Origin of the sequence: Halobacillus litoralis, assembly GCF_004101865.1 — a bacterium.
In the GTDB taxonomy this organism is placed as follows: Bacteria; Bacillota; Bacilli; order Bacillales; family Halobacillaceae; genus Halobacillus; species Halobacillus litoralis_A.
This window is the reverse complement of sequence record NZ_CP026118.1, coordinates 2735621-2754726: the sequence shown is the minus strand read 5'-3', so window position 1 is coordinate 2754726 and position 19106 is coordinate 2735621. Positions and strand designations below refer to the sequence as shown.

Sequence of the window (19106 nt, the reverse complement as noted above, 5' to 3'; positions counted from 1 at the left end):
TCTATTGTCAACGGGTATCTTTACCCACATCCTGGAATAACTTTAGTATGAGGACAGACACAATTCCTTATGCAGGTGCTAAACGAACGTTTGATGAAAAAGCGAAATTCTTCAAAGATCGGTTTCTTCTTCAAAAAGTCTCGCTATTTCGACAATCACTTTAGATGATTTTTCCATACCTTCCAGGGATATGTATTCATATTTGCCATGAAAATTTTCCCCTCCAGTAAAGATATTAGGCGTAGGCAGCCCCATATAAGACAATTGTGAGCCATCTGTCCCTCCGCGAATCGGTTTGACTAAAGGAGTTATACTCAACTTTTCCATCGCTTTGCGAGCAATATCTACTATCTGTATTTGTGGACGGATTTTATCACCCATGTTGTAATACTGATCATTTATTTCGATGGATACTCGATCCTCTCCGTGTTTTTCCTTCATTTGACCCGCATACTTTATAAGAGTAGTTTTCTTTTTTTCGAACTTTTCTTTATCATGATCGCGTACGAGATAAATCAGTTCCGCTTTTTCCACATCACCTTCAAAAGAATGCATGTGGTAAAAACCTTCATATTCTTCTGTATATTCCGGTGCTTCTTTTTCGGGCAAAGCATTCTGAAATTCAATGGCCAGCTTGGATGCATTGACCATTTTTCCTTTGGCCGTTCCTGGATGAACACTGTGCCCATGAAAAGTGACCTGAGCTGTAGCTGCATTAAAACTTTCGAACTGTAATTCACCCACGGGCCCGCCATCTACTGTATAAGCATAAGAAGCACCAAAACGATCCACATCGAACTTTTGGGGTCCTCTACCGATTTCCTCATCTGGCGTAAAAGCTACTCTCACTTCCCCATGCCTAATTTCCGGGTGCTTCAAAAGGTGGTTCAAAGCCGTCATGATTTCAGTTACCCCCGCTTTGTTATCAGCCCCAAGAAGAGTTGTACCATCTGTTGTAATCAAGGTTTGACCTTTATATGTAACAAGTTCAGGAAACTCTCCAGGCGTCAACTTAACGTTTTCATTTAGAAATATGTCTCCCCCATCATAATTTTCAACCACTTGCGGCTTTACGTTACTTCCTGTGAAATCTGGCGCTGTATCAATATGAGCAAGAAATCCGATGGTAGGTACATCTTTATCTGTATTGGAAGGAAGTGTTGCCATCACATAAGCATGCTCATCCACAGTAACATCACTCATACCTATAGCTTTTAATTCTTCTACCAGTTGATGTGCAAGGTCCCATTGGCCTTCCGTAGAAGGGGTTTTATCACTTTTTTCATCAGACTGGGTATCTATTTTCACATATGATGTGAAGCGTTCGAGTAATTCTTTTTTCAATTGCTTTCCTCCTCAAAAGTTCTTCTTTATCAGTTTATTCGCACAACGATAAAAAGTAAATGTATTGCTTCCCAACCAATATTTGATATTCTTAGATTAGTGTTCCATTTATACATGGTGTTTATTTGGATTGTGCTGCCCTTATAATAAGTCATTAAAGGAATTACCTTCTCGATGCCGAATTTAATGATAGAATGCAATTTTACATAAAAGGTGTGTCTAAAAAATGATTCATAAACGTTGGTTTCAAGTTATAGCAGCAGCAATTTTAATCTCGTTGCTCATATTATTGCTGCACAAAATCCAGTTCTTCTTCGATCCGATCTTGACCTATATCGGAGCTGTAGCCGTTCCTTTAATCGGGGGCGGAATCCTATTTTATATCTCCAGACCGATTCTCAAGCTTTTAGAAAAGTACCGCATCCCGCGCATTTCAGCTATTTTGATTATCTTTCTGTTTTATATCTTTATCGGATTCTTAATTACAAGATTCATCGCCCCGATTGCTCAGGAGCAATTCACTAAGCTTGTGAACAACATTCCGGAAATGGCTGAGATGCTGGGTGAAACGATCACTTATTGGCACCAGAATCAGGATATTATCCCAAGCCAGTTCAACGGGACGATTGAGAGTGTCACTCAAAATTTACAGACATACCTGCAAAACGCTTCCAAGATTATCATCAACGTCATAAGCCAATTGATCGGCTTTATTTTCGCACTTGTACTCATTCCATTTTTCTTGTTTTTCATGTTGAAAGATGGCGATAAGCTCGTACCCTTTGTGAAACAATTCCTGAATAAACGAGCAGCAAAGAGTTTTGAAAAACTTGCCCACTCTGTCGACTACACGTTGAATGCTTTTATTCTAGGTCAAATGACTGTAAGCATCGTAGTCGGTCTTTTGCTCTTGATAGGTTATATGATCATCGATCTCAACTATGCTTTGACCTTGTCCTTATTTGCAATGGTCATGAATGTCATCCCATTCGTCGGTCCTTTCTTAGCTGTTGTCCCAGCCATTCTCGTCGGTCTTTTCCAGGATCCAATCCTCGCCGTTTGGGTCGTCGTCATCACCATCATCGCTCAGCAACTAGAAGGAAACTTTGTATCCCCGAATGTCATGGGGAAAGCTTTAAACATTCATCCCCTGACGATCATCACCTTGATCCTGGCGGCTGGAAGTTTAGCCGGATTCCTTGGACTGCTGTTTGCCATCCCGGCTTACGCTGTAGTCAAAGCCATTACCAGCCACTTTTATAACGAATGGTTAGAAAGAAAAGCCGAAACGGACCATAAATAATCAATAACATTGATAATATCCCATTAAAGCCCCCTTATTTGTAAGATCGATTTCGTTACTTTTGCTTGGAGAATTGGGGTTTTGGAAATGGCTCGCTTTCCACGGGGAAGACGGCAAGCCTCCTCGAGCTAAAGCTCTGCGGGGTCTCGCCAGTTAGCTCGAGGAGGCTCAACGGACTCCCGCGGAAAGCGACTCGTTCCCCAACGCCCCTTCCTCCACACAACATCTTGGAATCGAATGTTCCAGTATGATACTTAAGTTTACTCAACTATGACTTTGAACAAAGGCATAGTACTAAAACCCGCTATGTCCTAGACGATAGTGGGTTTCCTTTTGAACATGCTTACAACACGAAAGCGAGGACCTGAATTATGCAACAACCTAAACTATGGACATGGCCTTTCATTTTTTTGATATTAGCTAATTTATTCACATTCATGAGTTTTCAAATGTTACTCCCCAACCTCCCTCCCTACATCGAGTCGATCGGGGGGAGCAGTTTACAAATCGGGCTCATTACGACAACTTTTGCTTTTGCCGCTATCCTCATACGTCCATTCATAGGTCATATATTAATGACCCGACCGAGAAAAATTTTGGTAGTTACAGGTGCTATCTCTCTATTGATCATGACAGCCTTGTACCCAGCGACTCAGGTAGTAGTTGTCCTACTTCTTATCCGCTTCATCCATGGACTTGCCTGGGGTTGGTCGACGACGGTTAACGGAACAGCAGCCGTTGACATTGTTCCAAGGAGAAGAGTCGGCGAAGGGATGGGGTATTTTGGACTTTCTGTAACAGTCGGAATGATCATGGCGCCAAGTCTCGGTATTTATCTTTATCAGAGTTTTTCTTTCAACCTCCTTGTATGGATTGCTTTAGCACTTGGGGGCGTCGCTATTGTTTTATTTTCAGTCACTCGTTTTGTTACGCCAGACCAAGTTTATGAAAACCAGAAAAACCCCCCTCCCTTCTCTTTCACTGGATCATTGATTGAGAAAAAAAGTGCATACCCTGCTCTAGTGACCATTCTCAATACGTTCGGTTATGGGTCGGTTGTTACATACATAGTCATTTTCGGAAATGAACAAGGGTTGTCGGGAACATTCCTTTTTTATTTTTTCAACGCCTTGTTAGCAACAGTCACCCGTCCTATCACGGGGCGTTATTTTGATAAACATGGCCCGTGGAAGTTGATTATTGTATGTTCTGGGCTTTCATTCATCGCTATGTGGATTCTGGCTTTAGCCAGCTCCAATTTACATCTCGTCCTTGCCGGAGCTGTATTCGGTATCGGCTTCGGTTCTATGATGCCTGCACTTCAAGCATGGGTTATTTCAAAAACAACGACAGAAAGAAGCGGAATAGCCAATGGGATGTATTATTCTTCGATCGATCTCGGGATTGGTTCAAGTGCTTTTATTCTTGGGTTTATTTATCAATACGTTACAACTGCCACCCTTTTCAAGCTCTCGAGCTTTCTTTTCATCCTTGTAATGGTATTGACCTTGTTGGATTACAGAAAGCAAACCGAACCGTGGCAGTCTCCGCAATGAGCGAGAAGACAAAAAAGCTCGCACCCGGAATTTGGGTGCGAGCTTTTCAACTTATTCTCCTGCAGCTTCAATCTCTTCAAGTAACTTGTCGAGGATTTGTCCATCTACAGTAGATACTTCTTCACGATAGAATTCACGGACAGGTTCAGCTTTGTCTTTGAACATTTGACGCTGCTCTTCTGTCAACTCAATGATCTCTGTCGGGTTTTCTGTATCATTTTTAATCGTTTCTAGATATTCTTGGTTTTGTTTCTTTTGCTCATCGAAGACCCAGCTCTGCATTTCTTCAACTGTCTCATCGACCATAGATTTCATCTCATCATCTAACCCGTTATACCAATCAGTATTAACTGTCGTCATGGCCACATAGTTATTATGGTTTGAAATAGTCATGTAATCTTGTACTTCATGGAAAGAAGCATCGCCGATGAAGAAAATAGGGTTTTCTTGACCTTCAACTGTACCACGATCAAGGGCTGTGTATAGTTCAGACCAACTCATCGGAGTCGGCTCAGCACCATATGCTTCATAAGATTTCAGGATCAAAGGTGATGTCTGTGTACGCATTTTGAAATTTTCAAAATCTGCCGGCTCAGAAATCGGTTTGCTGGATGTCCACTGCATCGCACCCTCTGACCAATAGGAAAGTGGAGTAATGCTATGTTCTTCATACAGTTCTCGCAGATCAGTATTTAAAGCTTCACTATCGTTCAATATTTCTTGTGTTTTCTCTACACTATCAGGAAACAAGAAGTGCAATGCAAAAACTTGTCCTTCTTTTACCATATTCCCTGTAAAACCAGGGGACATGACGGCCATTTCCACCGTACCGCCCTGCAACTGTTCGACTTGGTCTGTTTCACTTCCAAGTCCGCCAAATTCATACACATCAATATTTACGGCACCATCAGATTTTTCATTCATTCGTTTTGCAAACTCTTCCGCATATTCATACTGGACTTGACCATCCACTTCTTCGGTTACGAATTTCCAATTATATGTCTCGCCGCCATCTGCACTTCCTTCACCCTCGTCACTTCCGCCACAAGCTGCAAGAATCATGCTTATCATAACTAACGACAATAAAGTAAAAATACTCTTTTTCTTAAAAATACCAATGACCTCCCCATATTTTTTATATCAGCTTTCAACTCCTCAAAGTAAAAGGAGTGAAAGTTCTTCAAAAAAGATAAGTAAAAATGATATGGCAACCATCATGATGATATACGGTGGTGTGCCTTTGATTACTTCAAGGTACGGTTTATTAAACACCGCACTGGCTGTGAATATATCGACTCCGAACGGCGGTGTAGCTGATCCAAGTGCTGCTTGGAAAGTAATTACAACACCCAGGTGAACCGGGTCGATGCCTGCACTCATGGCAGCTGGATAAAAGATCGGGGTCAAAATCAAAATGACGACTATCGGGTCCACGAACATACAACCGATAAAGAAGAAAATCGTCACCATCAGAAGAATATAAATGGCACTGGGATCTGTACCCAGGACAGTCTCGGTAATCATTTGAGGAATCCTAGCGAATGAAATCACCCATGTAAAAGCCTGCCCGCCGGCAACAAGAACAAATACTGCCGAAGTAACCAGTCCTGTGGAACGTGCGATTTTAGGTAATTCTTTCAGATGCACCGAACGGTAGATCAATACTTCTAATACAAAGGCGTAAAGAACAGACATTCCAGCCGCTTCTGTGGGGCTGAAGAGGCCCGTATATATACCTCCGATAATAATGACCGGAAACCCTAATGGGAGCAGTGCTTTCTTAGTCAAGTGCAAACGCTCGCTCCAGCTTGCTTTGTTGGCAAGAGGGATATCTGCCATTTTCGCATAAATGATACTGTATATAGAAAAACTTAAAAATACAATAACGCCCGGGATAATTCCGGCAATAAATAAATCCCCTACAGATGTCCCAGAAACAAGTCCGTATATAATCATTCCGATACTCGGTGGAACCAGCAAAGCCACATCACTCGAGTTGATGATCAATGCCATTGCTGTCGGATCTTTATAACCAATTTTAAGTAATCTTTCTCTCATCGGTTTACCGATAGCTACCACAGTCGCCTGCGTAGAACCAGAAATCGCTCCGAAAAGCGTACAAGCGGCAGCTGTTGTAACCGCGTAACCGCCCCGGATATGACCGATGAACGAGCCGATGAAATCTAACAGACGATTTGATGTTTTACCTGTTGTCATAATATCGGCAGCAAATATGAATAAAGGTACGGCTAATAGTACGTATGGTTCAATACCTGTAGAAAATTGTTGCATTAAAATCATAGGGTCCAAGTTTGGGAAATACAAAAACATGATAACCAATGGAGCCACCATCAGTGGAATCATCATTGGAAAATTCAATAATAGAAGGACCACCATGATTGTGAGCATTGTTGCAATCATATCGTTATCCTTTCTTCTTCCGTATTTTCATTACAAGTGTGTTCCTTCTTGAATGTCTTGATTATTTTCATCATTGTAATCTTTAGCGTCTGTACCAAGATAGATTGCATCACGCTCTTTGATATTAATCCACATATTTCTTAAAAATTGAATTCCTCCAAGTAAAAATCCGATCGGGATGAAAATGTATAGGAAATATGACGGCATCTCCAGAGCTGATGTAACTCTTCCTGATTCATAAATATCCAGCACATAGAATGCGGAATAGTAAGTAAGTACAAATAGAACGACCGCTGTTACGAATGGAATGAAAATCATAAGTGCTTTTCTCACTTTGAAGGGAGCGAGATCGTAAAAGGCAGACATACTGATGTGCCGCCCTTTCCTTGCTGCATAACTGATTCCCATGAATGTAGCCACTACAATAGCGATTTGGCTGACTTCATCAGCAAATGGTGGAGTATAACTGAATATCGCACGACTTAAAGCCTTACCTACCACCATCAATGCTATGATGATGACTGCATAACTTAATATGAATTCTTCTATTTTCAAGATGATTTTGTCTACTACTTTTAAAAAATTCAAGAATATAATCCTCCTAATATGGATAGGGTAGTAGTTTTAAAGGCCAGTTACTAAACATCATACCGAAATAGGCGGAAACGCTCAAACAAGTTCAAACAGAATTTTTCGTCTATTTTAATTATATTTTACAGTGAGGGGTACATGTAATGATGGGATGCCCTTATCATCTACATTGCTCATCGTAGATACATATTGCTTCAATTTCACCATTACTATTTCCTTATATTGCAATTCCATCCATTTCATTTCCGGAATTTGTAAACTACTGAGTCGCCAACTCTCTTATATCCAAGCTTTTGGTAGATGGAATTCGACGTCGGATTAGCTAAGTCCGTGTACAATGCACAGAATTTATAACCCATTGTAAGCAATCGACCTGTGAGGTGCCATACCGCTTGTGAAGCATAGCCGTTTCTTTTGTATTCATCCGGTGTAAAGACGCTGTTGATTGTAGCTCCATTCTTTGTCGTTCTGGCCCTGCTCACCATGGAGACAGGTTTCCCCTCCATACTCCATAAATACAAGCGACCCGTTTCAATCATCTCATTTACCAATTCAGATGCACGTTCATACAAATCCGGTTCATTCGTTTCTCTGCTAAATTGGCGCATCCATTCCTCTGCAAGTTCCTTGTGAGTCTGATCTGCTTTGACCAATTCACCTGACTGTTCAGCAATCGGTTTCAACTTATCTAGGCGGTAAATCCCTTGTTCCATATGTAAGTCATATTTCTGCTTAGTGAGTTCATGCCATTCGTCAATAAACCATTTTACGGCCGTCCGTTCTCCAAGAACGCCTGGCACCTCATAGTGATGCTTATGTAAATATCGTGCAAATTCTCTCAGATGCTCTGGATCCAAGTTAATCAACGAAGGAAGGATCCACAGATGAGGAGGTGTTCTCATAGACATGAACATACTATTATCTGATTTCTGCATATGGACTAGAAAGTACTCACCATCGAAGCTTGAGTCTTTCATTCGTTCCAACAGGCCTAATGGTAGATTGTTTTCTGCTTCACGATCCATGAGTAGTGATTCTACATGCGCATAGAACTTGATTGGGTCTTTCTCGCAGATCATAGTCATCCTTTCATCCCCCCTTTTCTTTTTGCACAACACCGCTTTTTTGTTAAAATTCAAAATATAGTTTCTTATATTATACGTCTTTGCACAATGTTGAACAATAGTGAAAGGAAGGATTATCCATGACTAAGAAAGAAATCCAGGATCAAATCGCATTTTTAAAGTCCGATTATATTCGCATTCAAGGGGATTTAGATAAACTGGAAGCAGCAGGTGGAAATATACAAAACGCTGAAAAACAACTAGCTAGTATGGAAGAAGAATTGAAAGAATTGAATAAGAAACTGGCTGAGGCTGAGAAGTAACTCCACGGGCCATCACTTTGCAATACCTAAAACAAAAGACGAGGCTGTGACAAAAGAATTTTCTCGCTAAAAAACCCGAACGAATTTTTTCGTTCGGGTTTTCTTTATGAAGCAATATATGCATACGCCGCTCAGCAACATTTAATCCATTCTACCTTATTGTTCGTCTTTTCCAGTGGCAGTAAGTGTATAGACCCAGCCCTGTCTTTTGTCATTTAGACTTCTTGTTCTCCTGGTCTTTCCTTTGACCTTCGAGTTTCTCCTGAATCTTCTCAAATTCCTTACTAGGTGGCATCAGTGACACAATGACATCGCCACTATCAGCCCTATACTCTGTTTCTGGGGTGAAGAAGTCAATTTTTCCCGAATACCTTTTAGCAAACAGCAAGAGGGAGTGTTCATCAATATTCTCTAAATATTTCTTGAATGTATATTGCTCGGTTATGTTCGTCTTACGGAATACATAACCATTTTCAACCCTCGCATTCAACTCTTCCCATGAAGCGCCTTCTTGGAATAAGACTCTTCCGCCAATGGTGTGAACGAGGTCCTCTAAATTATCCCCTTCCCTGTTACTCAAGCTCAGTTGGAATGAATTGTTCCTTCCGAACTCAGGAACAAATGTCGTACAAACAAGAGCATTGTAGGAATCTAACTCAGTGGCTGCGATCAGATATTCATAAGGTGTCATATCTAAATAATATTCGGTTTGTTCGGATAAGATTTCCCCATGATAGGATTCAATCCCTCTAGATCGTGCCCGCGATAAGCGCTGCCACGAAGAATCGGTCAGCAGTACAGGGGTTTTCAGCTCTTCCAGTGTTTTCGCTAAGCCTGTGGAAAAAGCACTTCCACCGGCGATTAAAACTCCGGGAGGACCCTCCATCGATAATCCTAACTTTTTAGCCAGCCATCCTATTGAGAAACCGTGTGCAACAACGGTTGTAAACACAAGGGCGAAGGTAAGAGAAATGAGGATATAAGCATCTTCAAACCCTTCAGCTGCCAGCACACTGGCAAAATAACTAGCTACGGTCAGAGCTACGATTCCACGTGGGGCTATCCAACCAACCAGTAATTTCTCAGCCTTCGATAAATCCGTTCCTATTGTAGAAAGGAAGATCGACAAAGGCCTGACGATAAATAACATCAAAGCTACGAAGCCGATTATTTGGAAATTGAAAATCTCTACAAGTGTTTCTACAGTCAGGGATGCCGTTAACATGACGAAAATCGTAGAAATCAATAGCAGAGATATATTCTCCTTGAAATGCCTCATATCAGCTATGGATGAAATGTGCATATTAGCAAGTGTCATCCCCATGGCTGTAACGGACAATAACCCGGTCTCATGCATGATTTCATCTGCTACTGTAAAGCACGCGATAACAACAGCGAAGACAACAGGTGACTTCAAAAATTCTGGCACATAGCCGGTTTCGAACATCCAACCGACACCTTTTCCGCAAACCCAACCTAAGAACACAGCAAAAGCTGAAGCCAGGAAGAATAAAAGCAATGAAGATGGATCCACATTACTGCCCATGAAGAAAACGATGATTTCAAAAGCGAAGACCGCCAGTAAAGCCCCAATCGGATCTACAATAATGCCTTCCCATTTTAAAATCTTCGCAGGTCTTGGCTTAAGCTTCGCCTGCCTCAACAATGGCATAATGACCGTAGGACCTGTAACGATGAATAGCCCTCCGATAGTAAAGGCTACTGGCCACGCTAACCCCGCGACATAATGAGCGGCCAGAGAACCTAGGATCCAGCTCAGGAAGGCGCCGAAAGTCACAATCCGAAACACAGGACGTCCCAGCCCTTTTACTTCTTTGAAGTCTAAGTTCAAACTTCCTTCAAATAAGATTACTGCCACAGCTAAAGAGATGATGGGGCTATATAAATCACCGAAGTCTTGCTCAGGATTCATCAATCCGAACACAGGTCCAGCTAAGAGACCAGTAATGGACATAATGACGATTGCCGGTAATCGAAACCGCCAGGCAACCCACTGTGAACCGACACCAAGAAATCCTATTAACATGAACTGAAGCAATAGTGAATCAATCATTAAATAATCTCCTTGTCTTCGTGAGGTTTATGTACGGACCAATATTGATATAGACATCATTCTATAACCCGCACCCCAATCTGTAAACTAAAGCGAATATGAGAAAGTACTTCCATATTATTGGAAACGTTTTCTTTGCTGGTAATCTTAACCTTTTAAATTTTCTAAAAAAGGATTGACATAATTTTATGACATTGATAGTATTACGGCGGTGCTAAAAGAAAATTCATTATATTAACTTAAAGTAGTCGATAAAATGCCGCTCGCCGTCTGGATAGGAGCGCTTTTTTTACGCAAAATATTAAGACATTTATGAGGAGGAGCAAGTCATGAAAGCAAAAGATACAATTTTTATCGGATTCACGCTGTTTGCTCTGTTTTTCGGTGCCGGAAACTTGATTTACCCGGTCTCTTTGGGGATTGAATCCGGTACTTCCTATATACCTGCAATCATTGGATTTGTTATTACAGGAGTGGGGATGCCGATCATCACTGTCGCTGCGATTTCCCTAGTTCGCAATGGGGCAGTCCAATTAGCCGGGCGGGTACATCCCACGTTCGGTTTATTATTTACTGCGATGGTTTACCTGGTCATCGGGCCTTTTTTTGCAATTCCACGTGCTGCTAATGTAGCTTTCGAAACGGGAGTCGCCCCGTTCTTGAATGGGGAAGCACTGACCCTTTTCCTATTCACAGTCGTATTCTTTATTTCCGTTTATTGGGTCAGCCGTAATCCTTCTAAATTAGTGGATCGCGTCGGACAGATATTAACCCCGGCACTTTTCTTAGCTATCTTAGCATTAGTCATCGGCAGCTTCTTTATGTTAGACGGACCAATCCAGCCTGCAGGTGAAAAATATGAAGCTCAACCGTTCTTTACAGGTTTCGTCGAAGGGTACTTGACTATGGACGCGATAGCTTCCTTAGCATTCGGTATCATCGTTGTCTCTTCATTTCGTGATCGAGGCGTTACCGATCCTAAAGAACTCACTTCCCGCACCTTAAAGGCTGGCCTTGTTACCGCAGCAGGCTTGGCAAGTGTGTATATTGCCATTGGTTGGATTGGAGCTAAGATGGCCACCGAAGGAACGTATGACAACGGGAGTGCCATTCTCTCCGGGGCTGCCCAAATCATGTACGGTGATGTCGGTACGGTTCTATTAGGGTTGATTGTCGGACTAGCCTGCTTCACTACTTGTGTCGGGCTGACAGTGGCCTGTGGGCAATTCTTCTCCAAGCGTATCCCAGGTTTATCTTATCAGGCTGTCATTTTAATTGTTACGTTCATCAGTTTCGGGATCTCAAATATAGGTCTTAATCAAATTATTTCTTATTCTGTCCCCGTGCTCGTATTCTTTTACCCAATCACAATCGTATTAGTGGCCCTCACATTCATGGGCAGGCTTTTCAATCATTCACCATATGTTTACCGCGGGGCTATCCTGCTTACCGCAATCATCGGGCTTTATGATGGTCTTGTCGCATTTGGTACAGACGTCTCGTTCATCACTCCGTTGGTTAGCCAATTACCCCTATATGAATTGAATTTGAGCTGGGTCTTTCCTGCCATCCTTGGTGGTATACTCGGCATGCTTTTCCAATATTTCAAAGGCCAGACAAGAACTTCCGAAAGTTATCAAAATTAAAGAGAAGTCTACCTATCAAAATCCCTCTTCAATAATGAAGAGGGATTTATTTTGCAAAATATTATTTAAATTAAGAAATAACTCTATAACACATTATTGATCCAATAAAGTTACAGTTACTTTCACATCCAAGCTCTGCCCCCCGCCCCGGTACACGCCTTGAAGCGGACTGACGTCTGCATAGTCCCTTCCCGTTCCGATGCGGATATGCTGTTCTAATGCTTCTACGTTATTTGTCGGGTCCAATCCTATCCAGCCAACGCCAGGGACCATCATTTCCACCCAGGCATGTGTGGCGGCGTCCCCAATCAAATCAGAGTCCTCTCCTACGTATAAATAACCACTAGCATAGCGAGCCGGGATACCTTGCGACCTTAATACACTGATCATGGTATGGGCATAGTCCTGACACACACCCGCTCTAAACGGCCACGATTCATAAGCTTTCGTATTGACTTGGGTGATTGTCGTATCATAACGTATGGATTGATGGATGTACTCCATCAGATTCAACGCAAAGCGGATAGGATCTTGAGCGTCCCCAACCGCCTCAATGATTTCCGCAATTTGCTCTTTATATAAAAAGGTATAGGGAGTTTCATTCAAGTAAGCCAAGTAATGATGATGGAACAATTCTGAATGAAATATCGTCCGCATCTCATCTGAACAATGAATCATCTTTATAAGAGGACTCTTCTGTATACTGATGGTGGAGATTGTTTTCAATGTAAGATGTTCATGTTTTTCAGGGATGAAAAAAGTTTCTACATGGTTCCCCCACAAATCGATATGTTCCTTCGTCATTGATCCTGGTGTAATTTCTGTCCGATAAGCTAGCAAGCGTTGACATTCATCAGATCGTGGTTTCAAACGTATGTGATTCATACTTTGATCCACGAAGTTTTCATAATAAAAGGTATTGGTGTGCTCTATTTGATACTTCACTAGGTCTACCTCCTGTGTCTCTTCCTACTTGGCATGCACAGGTTCAATGAGATAATACGTCTCAGAGAACATGCGACTGACTGTCATACAGCGATCCTGGAAATGATCGAGAAAGCTCATCAGCTGTTCCATGTCCATTTCCTCAATATCGGTTTCATCTATTTCATTCCGGATAACTTCAAGCATTTGGAAAAGGTCTTCTGAATAATGAGAGATCTTCCCTCCCTCTACGTTATAAACAGCCTCCATTACGTGATTCATGCAGTAACGGATCGATCTGGGAAAGGTCTCTTCTTTAATCAAAAAGCTCAACACATGTTTGGATTTCATTGTTGGTGGATGTTCCTTAATATAGGCGTCATAGCCATTCAGAAACTGCAGAGCTGTAAGCCAGTAATAGTAATGGTTCGTACCTACACTTGTCTCTTTTATATTCTTTTCACATGTCACATTCAAGATGCGGGCAGTCTTCTCCGCGCGCTCCAGCCATTTGCCTACCTTAATAAAAGTATAAGGTGTCCCTCGAGTCATGCTGGATTCAATGACACCTTGCAAGGTCATAGAGGTCGTTATCACCTTTTTCAAATAATCCTGCGTATGTTGCCTTGTATTCGGAAGTTCCTGCCAATCTTTTTGACTTAAGTGAAATTCATTTAACACTTCCCAAAGCTCCTCCGGCAGGATGTCCCTTGTCGCCCGGGCATTCTCGCGCGCGTATATCATACTATTCATTAAAGAATTCACATTAAGGGGGCTGATGGTCAAATATTGAATGAGCGTCTCACGATCCAAGCGATCATACAATTCATAGTAATCCTCTGAAGAAGCACAAACTTCCAAAATCTCTTCCCAATCACGGTCAGCCGATTCTTTGTTTGTCGCCTCAAGCATGTGAATGAGTTGAACACTGAGTACCCTGGCGTTGTTCTCCGCCCTTTCAATATTGCGTGACATCCAATAAAGAGAATCAGCTACACGACTAAGCATCCTTATCACCCCTTTCCGTCAAAATCCACGTATCTTTTCCTCCGCCGCCCTGGGAAGAATTAACGACTAAAGAACCTTCTTTGAGGGCAACCCTGGACAGCCCGCCAGGCAATACATTCATCTCCTTACCATTCATGACAAACACACGCAAATCTACGTGACATGGATAGAAACGCCCTTCCTGATAAGCAGGTGCCCGGGAAAGCTTAATTGTCGGTTGGGCAATGTACTGATGGGGGTGTTCAATTATTTTTCTTTTGAACTCTTCACGTTCCCTTTCTTCAGATTGGGGGCCGATCAGCATATCATATCCACCTGAAGCTCCAACATTCTTGATGACAAGCTTTTCAATATTGTCCAAAACGTAATCAAGTTTCTCAGAGTCACTCAAAAAATAGGTTTCGACATTCGGTATGATAGGTTCCTCATCAAGATAAAAACGAATCATATCAGGTACATAGACATACATCGCTTTGTCATCCGCGACTCCATTACCTATCCCATTCAATATGGATACATTCCCTTTTTTATAAGCTCTTAACAATCCTGCAACTCCAAGAGCAGAATCTGGACGGAATGCATCTGGATCGAGGAAATCATCATCAATTCTTCTGTAAATGATATCTACACGTTTCAATCCCCGGATGGTTTTCATGTAGACGACATCATCTTTAACAGACAGGTCTCTCCCCTCAACAAGTTCAATACCCATCTGTTGAGCTAAAAATACATGATCATAATATGCGGAATTATATATGCCCGGTGTCAGTAAGACAGCTGTCGGCGCTTTGCTTGAATCTGCATTATCCGGGGCGTGGCTGATCACAGACTGATGCAGTTCAGATATTTGGTGTTCCAATGTTTCAATAGAATGTTGGAAGAATAGTTCCGGATAAACCTGTCTCATGACATACCGGTTCTGGAAGACGTAGGACATGCCTGAAGGGTTCCTTAAATTATCTTCAAGCACACGATACTCTCCATTTTCATCTCTGATCAGGTCCACTCCTGCTAAAAAAATATGGTTTTTAAGCGGTATTTCGAGGTTGGCTACTTGCCGTTGATAGTAATTGGGGTTGTTTTCAATCAGATCTCTTGGAATGATCCCCGCCTCTACGATTCTCTGTTCATGATAGATATCATCAAGGAAATGGTTCAAAGCTGTCATTCTCTGCTTCATTCCTTCTTCAATCTTCTTCCAATCTGCTCTTGGAATGATGATGGGAACGAAATCAAATGGCATTGTCCTCTCAGTTCCTCCGGTGTGGTTATAAACAGTGAATGTAATGCCCTGGCGCAGGAAATTCAATTGAGCGGTTTCATGTTTGTTAATCAATTCTCGTTCTGAAAATTGATTTACGAGTTGATAAAACCATTGATAGTGGCCTTTAGGCTCACCACTATGCTGCATCATCTCATCAAAGAAAATCCCTGTTTGGTAATTGGTTAACACGACCTCTCCTCCATTCCACATACTTTATACTCTTTACCCTTAGTTTACTCCAGCAACACAAAAATTGTAAGAAAATTTAAAATCTACTTTTGTTTTGGAAATATAAGACACCTCAAGCCATCCAGAATTTGGATGGCTTGAGGTGTCTTATATTTCCATATCACTTTATTCCATTTCACTTGATATTGACCACGATTTTGCCTTTGGCATGATGAGTCTCACTCAACTCATGTGCTTTTTTAATTTCTTTAGCAGAGAAACCGAAGCGTTGTCCGACAATTGACACTAGACTTCCTTCTTCCATCATATCCGCCAGTTTAGAGAGTTTTTCACCACATGGCTCCAACCAAACAAAGCCAGCTTTCACATCATGTTCTTTCGCTATCTTTTCTTCAGGAGGTTGAACGATGGATGGGAGTCTGCCACCTTCCTTCAATACTTTGAAGCTTTTCTCCTGTACACTCCCGCCCAGAGTATCAAGGACGATATCAAAGTCACTTAATAATTCGGAGAAATCCTCTTCTTTATAATTAATAAATTCGTCCACATCCAATTCTTCTACCCAGTCTCTATTTTTCCCACTAGCTGTGGTAGCTACATAGGCACCCATTTTTTTAGCTAACTGGATCGCATAATGACCGACACCACCGGACCCAGCATGGATGAGAACCCGGTCTCCTTCTTGAATATCCGCAAAGTCTACTAAGCATTGCCATGCGGTCAATCCTGCCAACGGAACTGCTGCGGCTTCCTCAAAGGAAACATTCTCTGGAAGATGAGCTAATAGGTCTTCATCAATAGCCGTGTATTCAGCGTAAGTTCCGAATCGGGTCGTAGCTGGACGAGCGAACACTCTGTCACCGACCTCGAATTTGTTCACCTCTGAACCGACTTCTTTAATCGTTCCTGCAGCATCCCAACCTAAAATTATCGGAAACTCAAAATTCAACATTTCTTTCAGGTATCCTTCCCTCAACTTCCAATCAATCGGGTTAATTGAAGTGGCATGCAATTCCACCACCACTTGCTTAGATCCAGCCACCGGCATTTCTATTTCTTTTTCAATCAATTGCTCTTTATTACCATATTGTTCAATAACTACAGCTTTCATTATATGATTCACTCCTTTGGACAATCATATGGTAGCTCTTTGATCATAACTGCTCTCATATAGTTTTCCCCTCTCATTTCACGTGAAACATGATAAGATGATGGAAGAAGAAACACTACGTATAAAGGATGATCCAGATGATTCAACAGGCCGAAAAACTATTGCAGCAATACTACGGCTATCCTTCCTTCCGACCTGGTCAAAAAGAAGCGATCAGCCACGTCCTCGATGGTGAGAACACTTTAGCCGTCATGCCTACAGGGGGAGGCAAATCCCTCTGTTATCAAATCCCCGGCCTTGCTCTGGAGGGGACAGCGATCATCATCTCGCCTCTCATTTCTTTAATGAAAGATCAGGTAGATGCACTGAACTCCTATGGGATCGCAGCGACTTATATTAATAGCTCACTTTCCACGGAAGAACAGCGCCAAAGGATGTGGGATATGCAGCAAGGAAGTTATGCCTTCATTTACGTTGCACCGGAGCGTTTCGACGCCCCTTCTTTCCTTTCCGCATTAAAAGGTATGAAGCTCTCCTTGATTGCTTTCGATGAGGCCCATTGTATTTCACAATGGGGGCACGATTTCCGCCCAAGTTATCGTTCCATTGTTTCAACATTGCAAAAGATTCCAAATCTGCCTGTAATCATGGCTCTTACCGCCACTGCCACCCAGGAAGTCATTAAAGATATCAAGCAATTGATACATGTTACTGATCAACACGTTGTGAACACAGGGTTTGCAAGAGATAATTTATCCTTCCGAATCATCAAAGGCCGTGACAAACGAGAATTCGTCGGAGAGTATCTGACACAAATCCCCAATGAGTCTGGCATTATCTACACGGCAACTCGAAAAGATGCTGATCAACTCCATTATCTTTTAACAAAAAAAGGCTTCGCTGCTGGTAAATATCATGCTGGAATGACTGAAAACCAACGGAAGCAAGCTCAGATGGATTTTGTTCAGGATGAAATCACTACCATGATTGCAACGAACGCTTTCGGTATGGGTATTGATAAATCGAATGTCCGGTATGTCATCCACTACTCCATGCCAATGAATATTGAATCCTATTACCAGGAAGCTGGGCGTGCAGGTCGTGATGGAGAACCAGGAGATTGTGTCCTTCTTTTTTCAAGTCAGGATATCAATCTGCAAAGGTTTTTAATTGACCAGTCACCTGTGGAAGAAAAGAAAAAAGAGGAATACACCAAACTACAGTCGATGGTGAATTATTGCCATACACATACGTGCCTGCAGCAATATATCCTTGATTACTTTAATGACCCTTCTTCTGCAAAAAAATGTGGAAAATGCTCGAACTGTACCCATGATGGTGAAGAACAGGATATGACGAAGGAAGCACAGATGGTGCTATCATGTGTCAAAAGGATGGGAGAACGCTTCGGCGCAGGTTTGACAGCAAAAGTGTTGAAAGGTTCATCTGATCAGAAAGTAAAGCAATTCCGTTTTCAAAACCTTTCTACTTATGGGATTATGCCGAATTATACAGAGAAGGAATTAACACGGCTTATACACTTTTTGACCGCAGAAGGTTATCTATCACCAGGACAAGGACGCTACCCTGCATTGCAGCTGACTCAAGAAGCAGTTGAAGTCATCAAAGGGGAACAACCAGTTGTTATGCTTGTTGAAACCACTACCGCTAAACAGGATCTGGATTATAACGAAGAATATTTTGAAGAGCTTCGTCAGTTGAGAAAGACACTTGCCGATGAAGCTGGGTTGCCTCCTTATGTAATTTTTTCCGATGCTACATTAAAAGAATTTACAATCTACTTACCTGAAAACAAAGAGGAAATGCTGGCAATCAAAGGTGTGGGAGAGCAAAAATACGAAAAATATGGAGAGGCATTTTTAGAAGTGACCCGTCCATGGGCTGAGAGGGCAGAACAAAAACCCAAACCCACTCGTACATCTGAACCTTCTGTGAGGAAAAAAGATCCTTTTGAAGAGCGACCGAGCTACATCATTACTTATGATATGTGGCAGGAAAAACGGCCGATTAAAGAAATTGCTAAGGAACGGGAAATGAGTACCCAGACGATCGAAAATCACCTCTTCCGTTGTGCAAAAGAAGGTACAGATATCAATTGGGATAGATGGTTTGATGGAGAACAGGAATCACAAGTCATGAAAGCTTATGACCAACTAGAAGAACGAAAGCTGAAGCCCTTAAAAGATGCGTTGCCTGAAACCTTCACTTATTCGATGATTAAAGCTGTGTTAATCAAACACGATCTTATGTAACAACAATGCTGGGAG

Annotated in this window: 15 protein-coding genes; 5 read left to right on the top strand and 10 right to left on the bottom strand. The window is 41.9% G+C overall.

The genetic code is table 11. From position 1 onward, the window contains the following. Positions 1-111: 111 nt before the first annotated feature. Entirely contained in the window at positions 112-1344 is a 1233-nt protein-coding gene (pepT, locus tag HLI_RS13830; protein WP_128525508.1) for a peptidase T, read from the bottom strand. A 226-nt stretch (positions 1345-1570) separates the two neighbouring features. Between pepT and HLI_RS13825 the strand changes: the two genes are divergently transcribed. Both HLI_RS13825 and HLI_RS13820 read left to right on the top strand, forming a co-directional pair. Beyond that, positions 1571-2647 (top strand): AI-2E family transporter, encoded by a 1077-nt coding sequence (locus HLI_RS13825; protein ID WP_128525507.1) that lies wholly within the window; start codon positions 1571-1573, stop codon positions 2645-2647. Positions 2648-3018: 371 nt separating this feature from the next. After that, positions 3019-4203, top strand: coding sequence for an MFS transporter (locus HLI_RS13820; protein WP_128525506.1), 1185 nt, complete (start codon positions 3019-3021; stop codon positions 4201-4203). Positions 4204-4254: 51 nt separating this feature from the next. Here HLI_RS13820 and HLI_RS13815 read toward each other — a convergent pair whose 3' ends face one another. The 4 genes from HLI_RS13815 to HLI_RS13800 form a co-directional block, all read right to left on the bottom strand. Then, positions 4255-5274, bottom strand: coding sequence for a DctP family TRAP transporter solute-binding subunit (locus tag HLI_RS13815; protein WP_128526899.1), 1020 nt, complete (start codon positions 5272-5274; stop codon positions 4255-4257). 84 nt (positions 5275-5358) lie between these two features. After that, positions 5359-6624, bottom strand: a complete 1266-nt coding sequence (locus HLI_RS13810; protein WP_128525505.1) for a TRAP transporter large permease — start codon at positions 6622-6624, stop codon at positions 5359-5361. 30 nt (positions 6625-6654) lie between these two features. Next, complete coding sequence (locus HLI_RS13805; protein WP_128525504.1) at positions 6655-7212, bottom strand: TRAP transporter small permease; 558 nt, start codon at positions 7210-7212, stop codon at positions 6655-6657. A 242-nt stretch (positions 7213-7454) separates the two neighbouring features. Further along, positions 7455-8300 carry a GNAT family N-acetyltransferase gene (locus HLI_RS13800; protein ID WP_128525503.1) on the bottom strand — a complete coding sequence of 282 codons (846 nt, stop codon included), beginning with the start codon at positions 8298-8300 and terminating at the stop codon, positions 7455-7457. 119 nt (positions 8301-8419) lie between these two features. On the opposite strand from HLI_RS13800, the gene HLI_RS13795 reads away from it, so the two are divergent. Continuing rightward, complete coding sequence (locus HLI_RS13795; RefSeq protein ID WP_128525502.1) at positions 8420-8602, top strand: SE1832 family protein; 183 nt, start codon at positions 8420-8422, stop codon at positions 8600-8602. 211 nt (positions 8603-8813) lie between these two features. On the opposite strand, the gene HLI_RS13790 is transcribed toward HLI_RS13795, so the two are convergent. After that, positions 8814-10676, bottom strand: coding sequence for a cation:proton antiporter (locus HLI_RS13790; RefSeq protein ID WP_128525501.1), 1863 nt, complete (start codon positions 10674-10676; stop codon positions 8814-8816). A 329-nt stretch (positions 10677-11005) separates the two neighbouring features. Here HLI_RS13790 and brnQ point away from each other — a divergent pair, with 329 nt between their 5' ends. After that, entirely contained in the window at positions 11006-12322 is a 1317-nt protein-coding gene (gene brnQ, locus HLI_RS13785) for a branched-chain amino acid transport system II carrier protein (protein WP_128525500.1), read from the top strand. Positions 12323-12415: 93 nt separating this feature from the next. Here brnQ and HLI_RS13780 read toward each other — a convergent pair whose 3' ends face one another. From HLI_RS13780 to HLI_RS13765, 4 genes are all read right to left on the bottom strand, one after another. Then, complete coding sequence (locus HLI_RS13780; RefSeq protein ID WP_128525499.1) at positions 12416-13267, bottom strand: transglutaminase family protein; 852 nt, start codon at positions 13265-13267, stop codon at positions 12416-12418. 24 nt (positions 13268-13291) lie between these two features. Next, positions 13292-14254, bottom strand: a complete 963-nt coding sequence (locus HLI_RS13775; RefSeq protein ID WP_128525498.1) for an alpha-E domain-containing protein — start codon at positions 14252-14254, stop codon at positions 13292-13294. Continuing rightward, positions 14247-15707, bottom strand: coding sequence for a circularly permuted type 2 ATP-grasp protein (locus tag HLI_RS13770; RefSeq protein WP_128525497.1), 1461 nt, complete (start codon positions 15705-15707; stop codon positions 14247-14249). The genes HLI_RS13775 and HLI_RS13770 overlap by 8 nt, the downstream gene beginning before the upstream one ends. A gap of 175 nt (positions 15708-15882) precedes the next feature. Then, positions 15883-16818 carry an NADP-dependent oxidoreductase gene (locus HLI_RS13765; RefSeq protein ID WP_128525496.1) on the bottom strand — a complete coding sequence of 312 codons (936 nt, stop codon included), beginning with the start codon at positions 16816-16818 and terminating at the stop codon, positions 15883-15885. Between the two features lie 137 nt (positions 16819-16955). On the opposite strand from HLI_RS13765, the gene recQ reads away from it, so the two are divergent. Further along, the gene (recQ, locus tag HLI_RS13760) at positions 16956-19091 is read left to right on the top strand and encodes a DNA helicase RecQ (RefSeq protein WP_128525495.1); all 2136 of its coding nucleotides are present in this window, start codon (positions 16956-16958) and stop codon (positions 19089-19091) included. Positions 19092-19106: the final 15 nt, after the last annotated feature.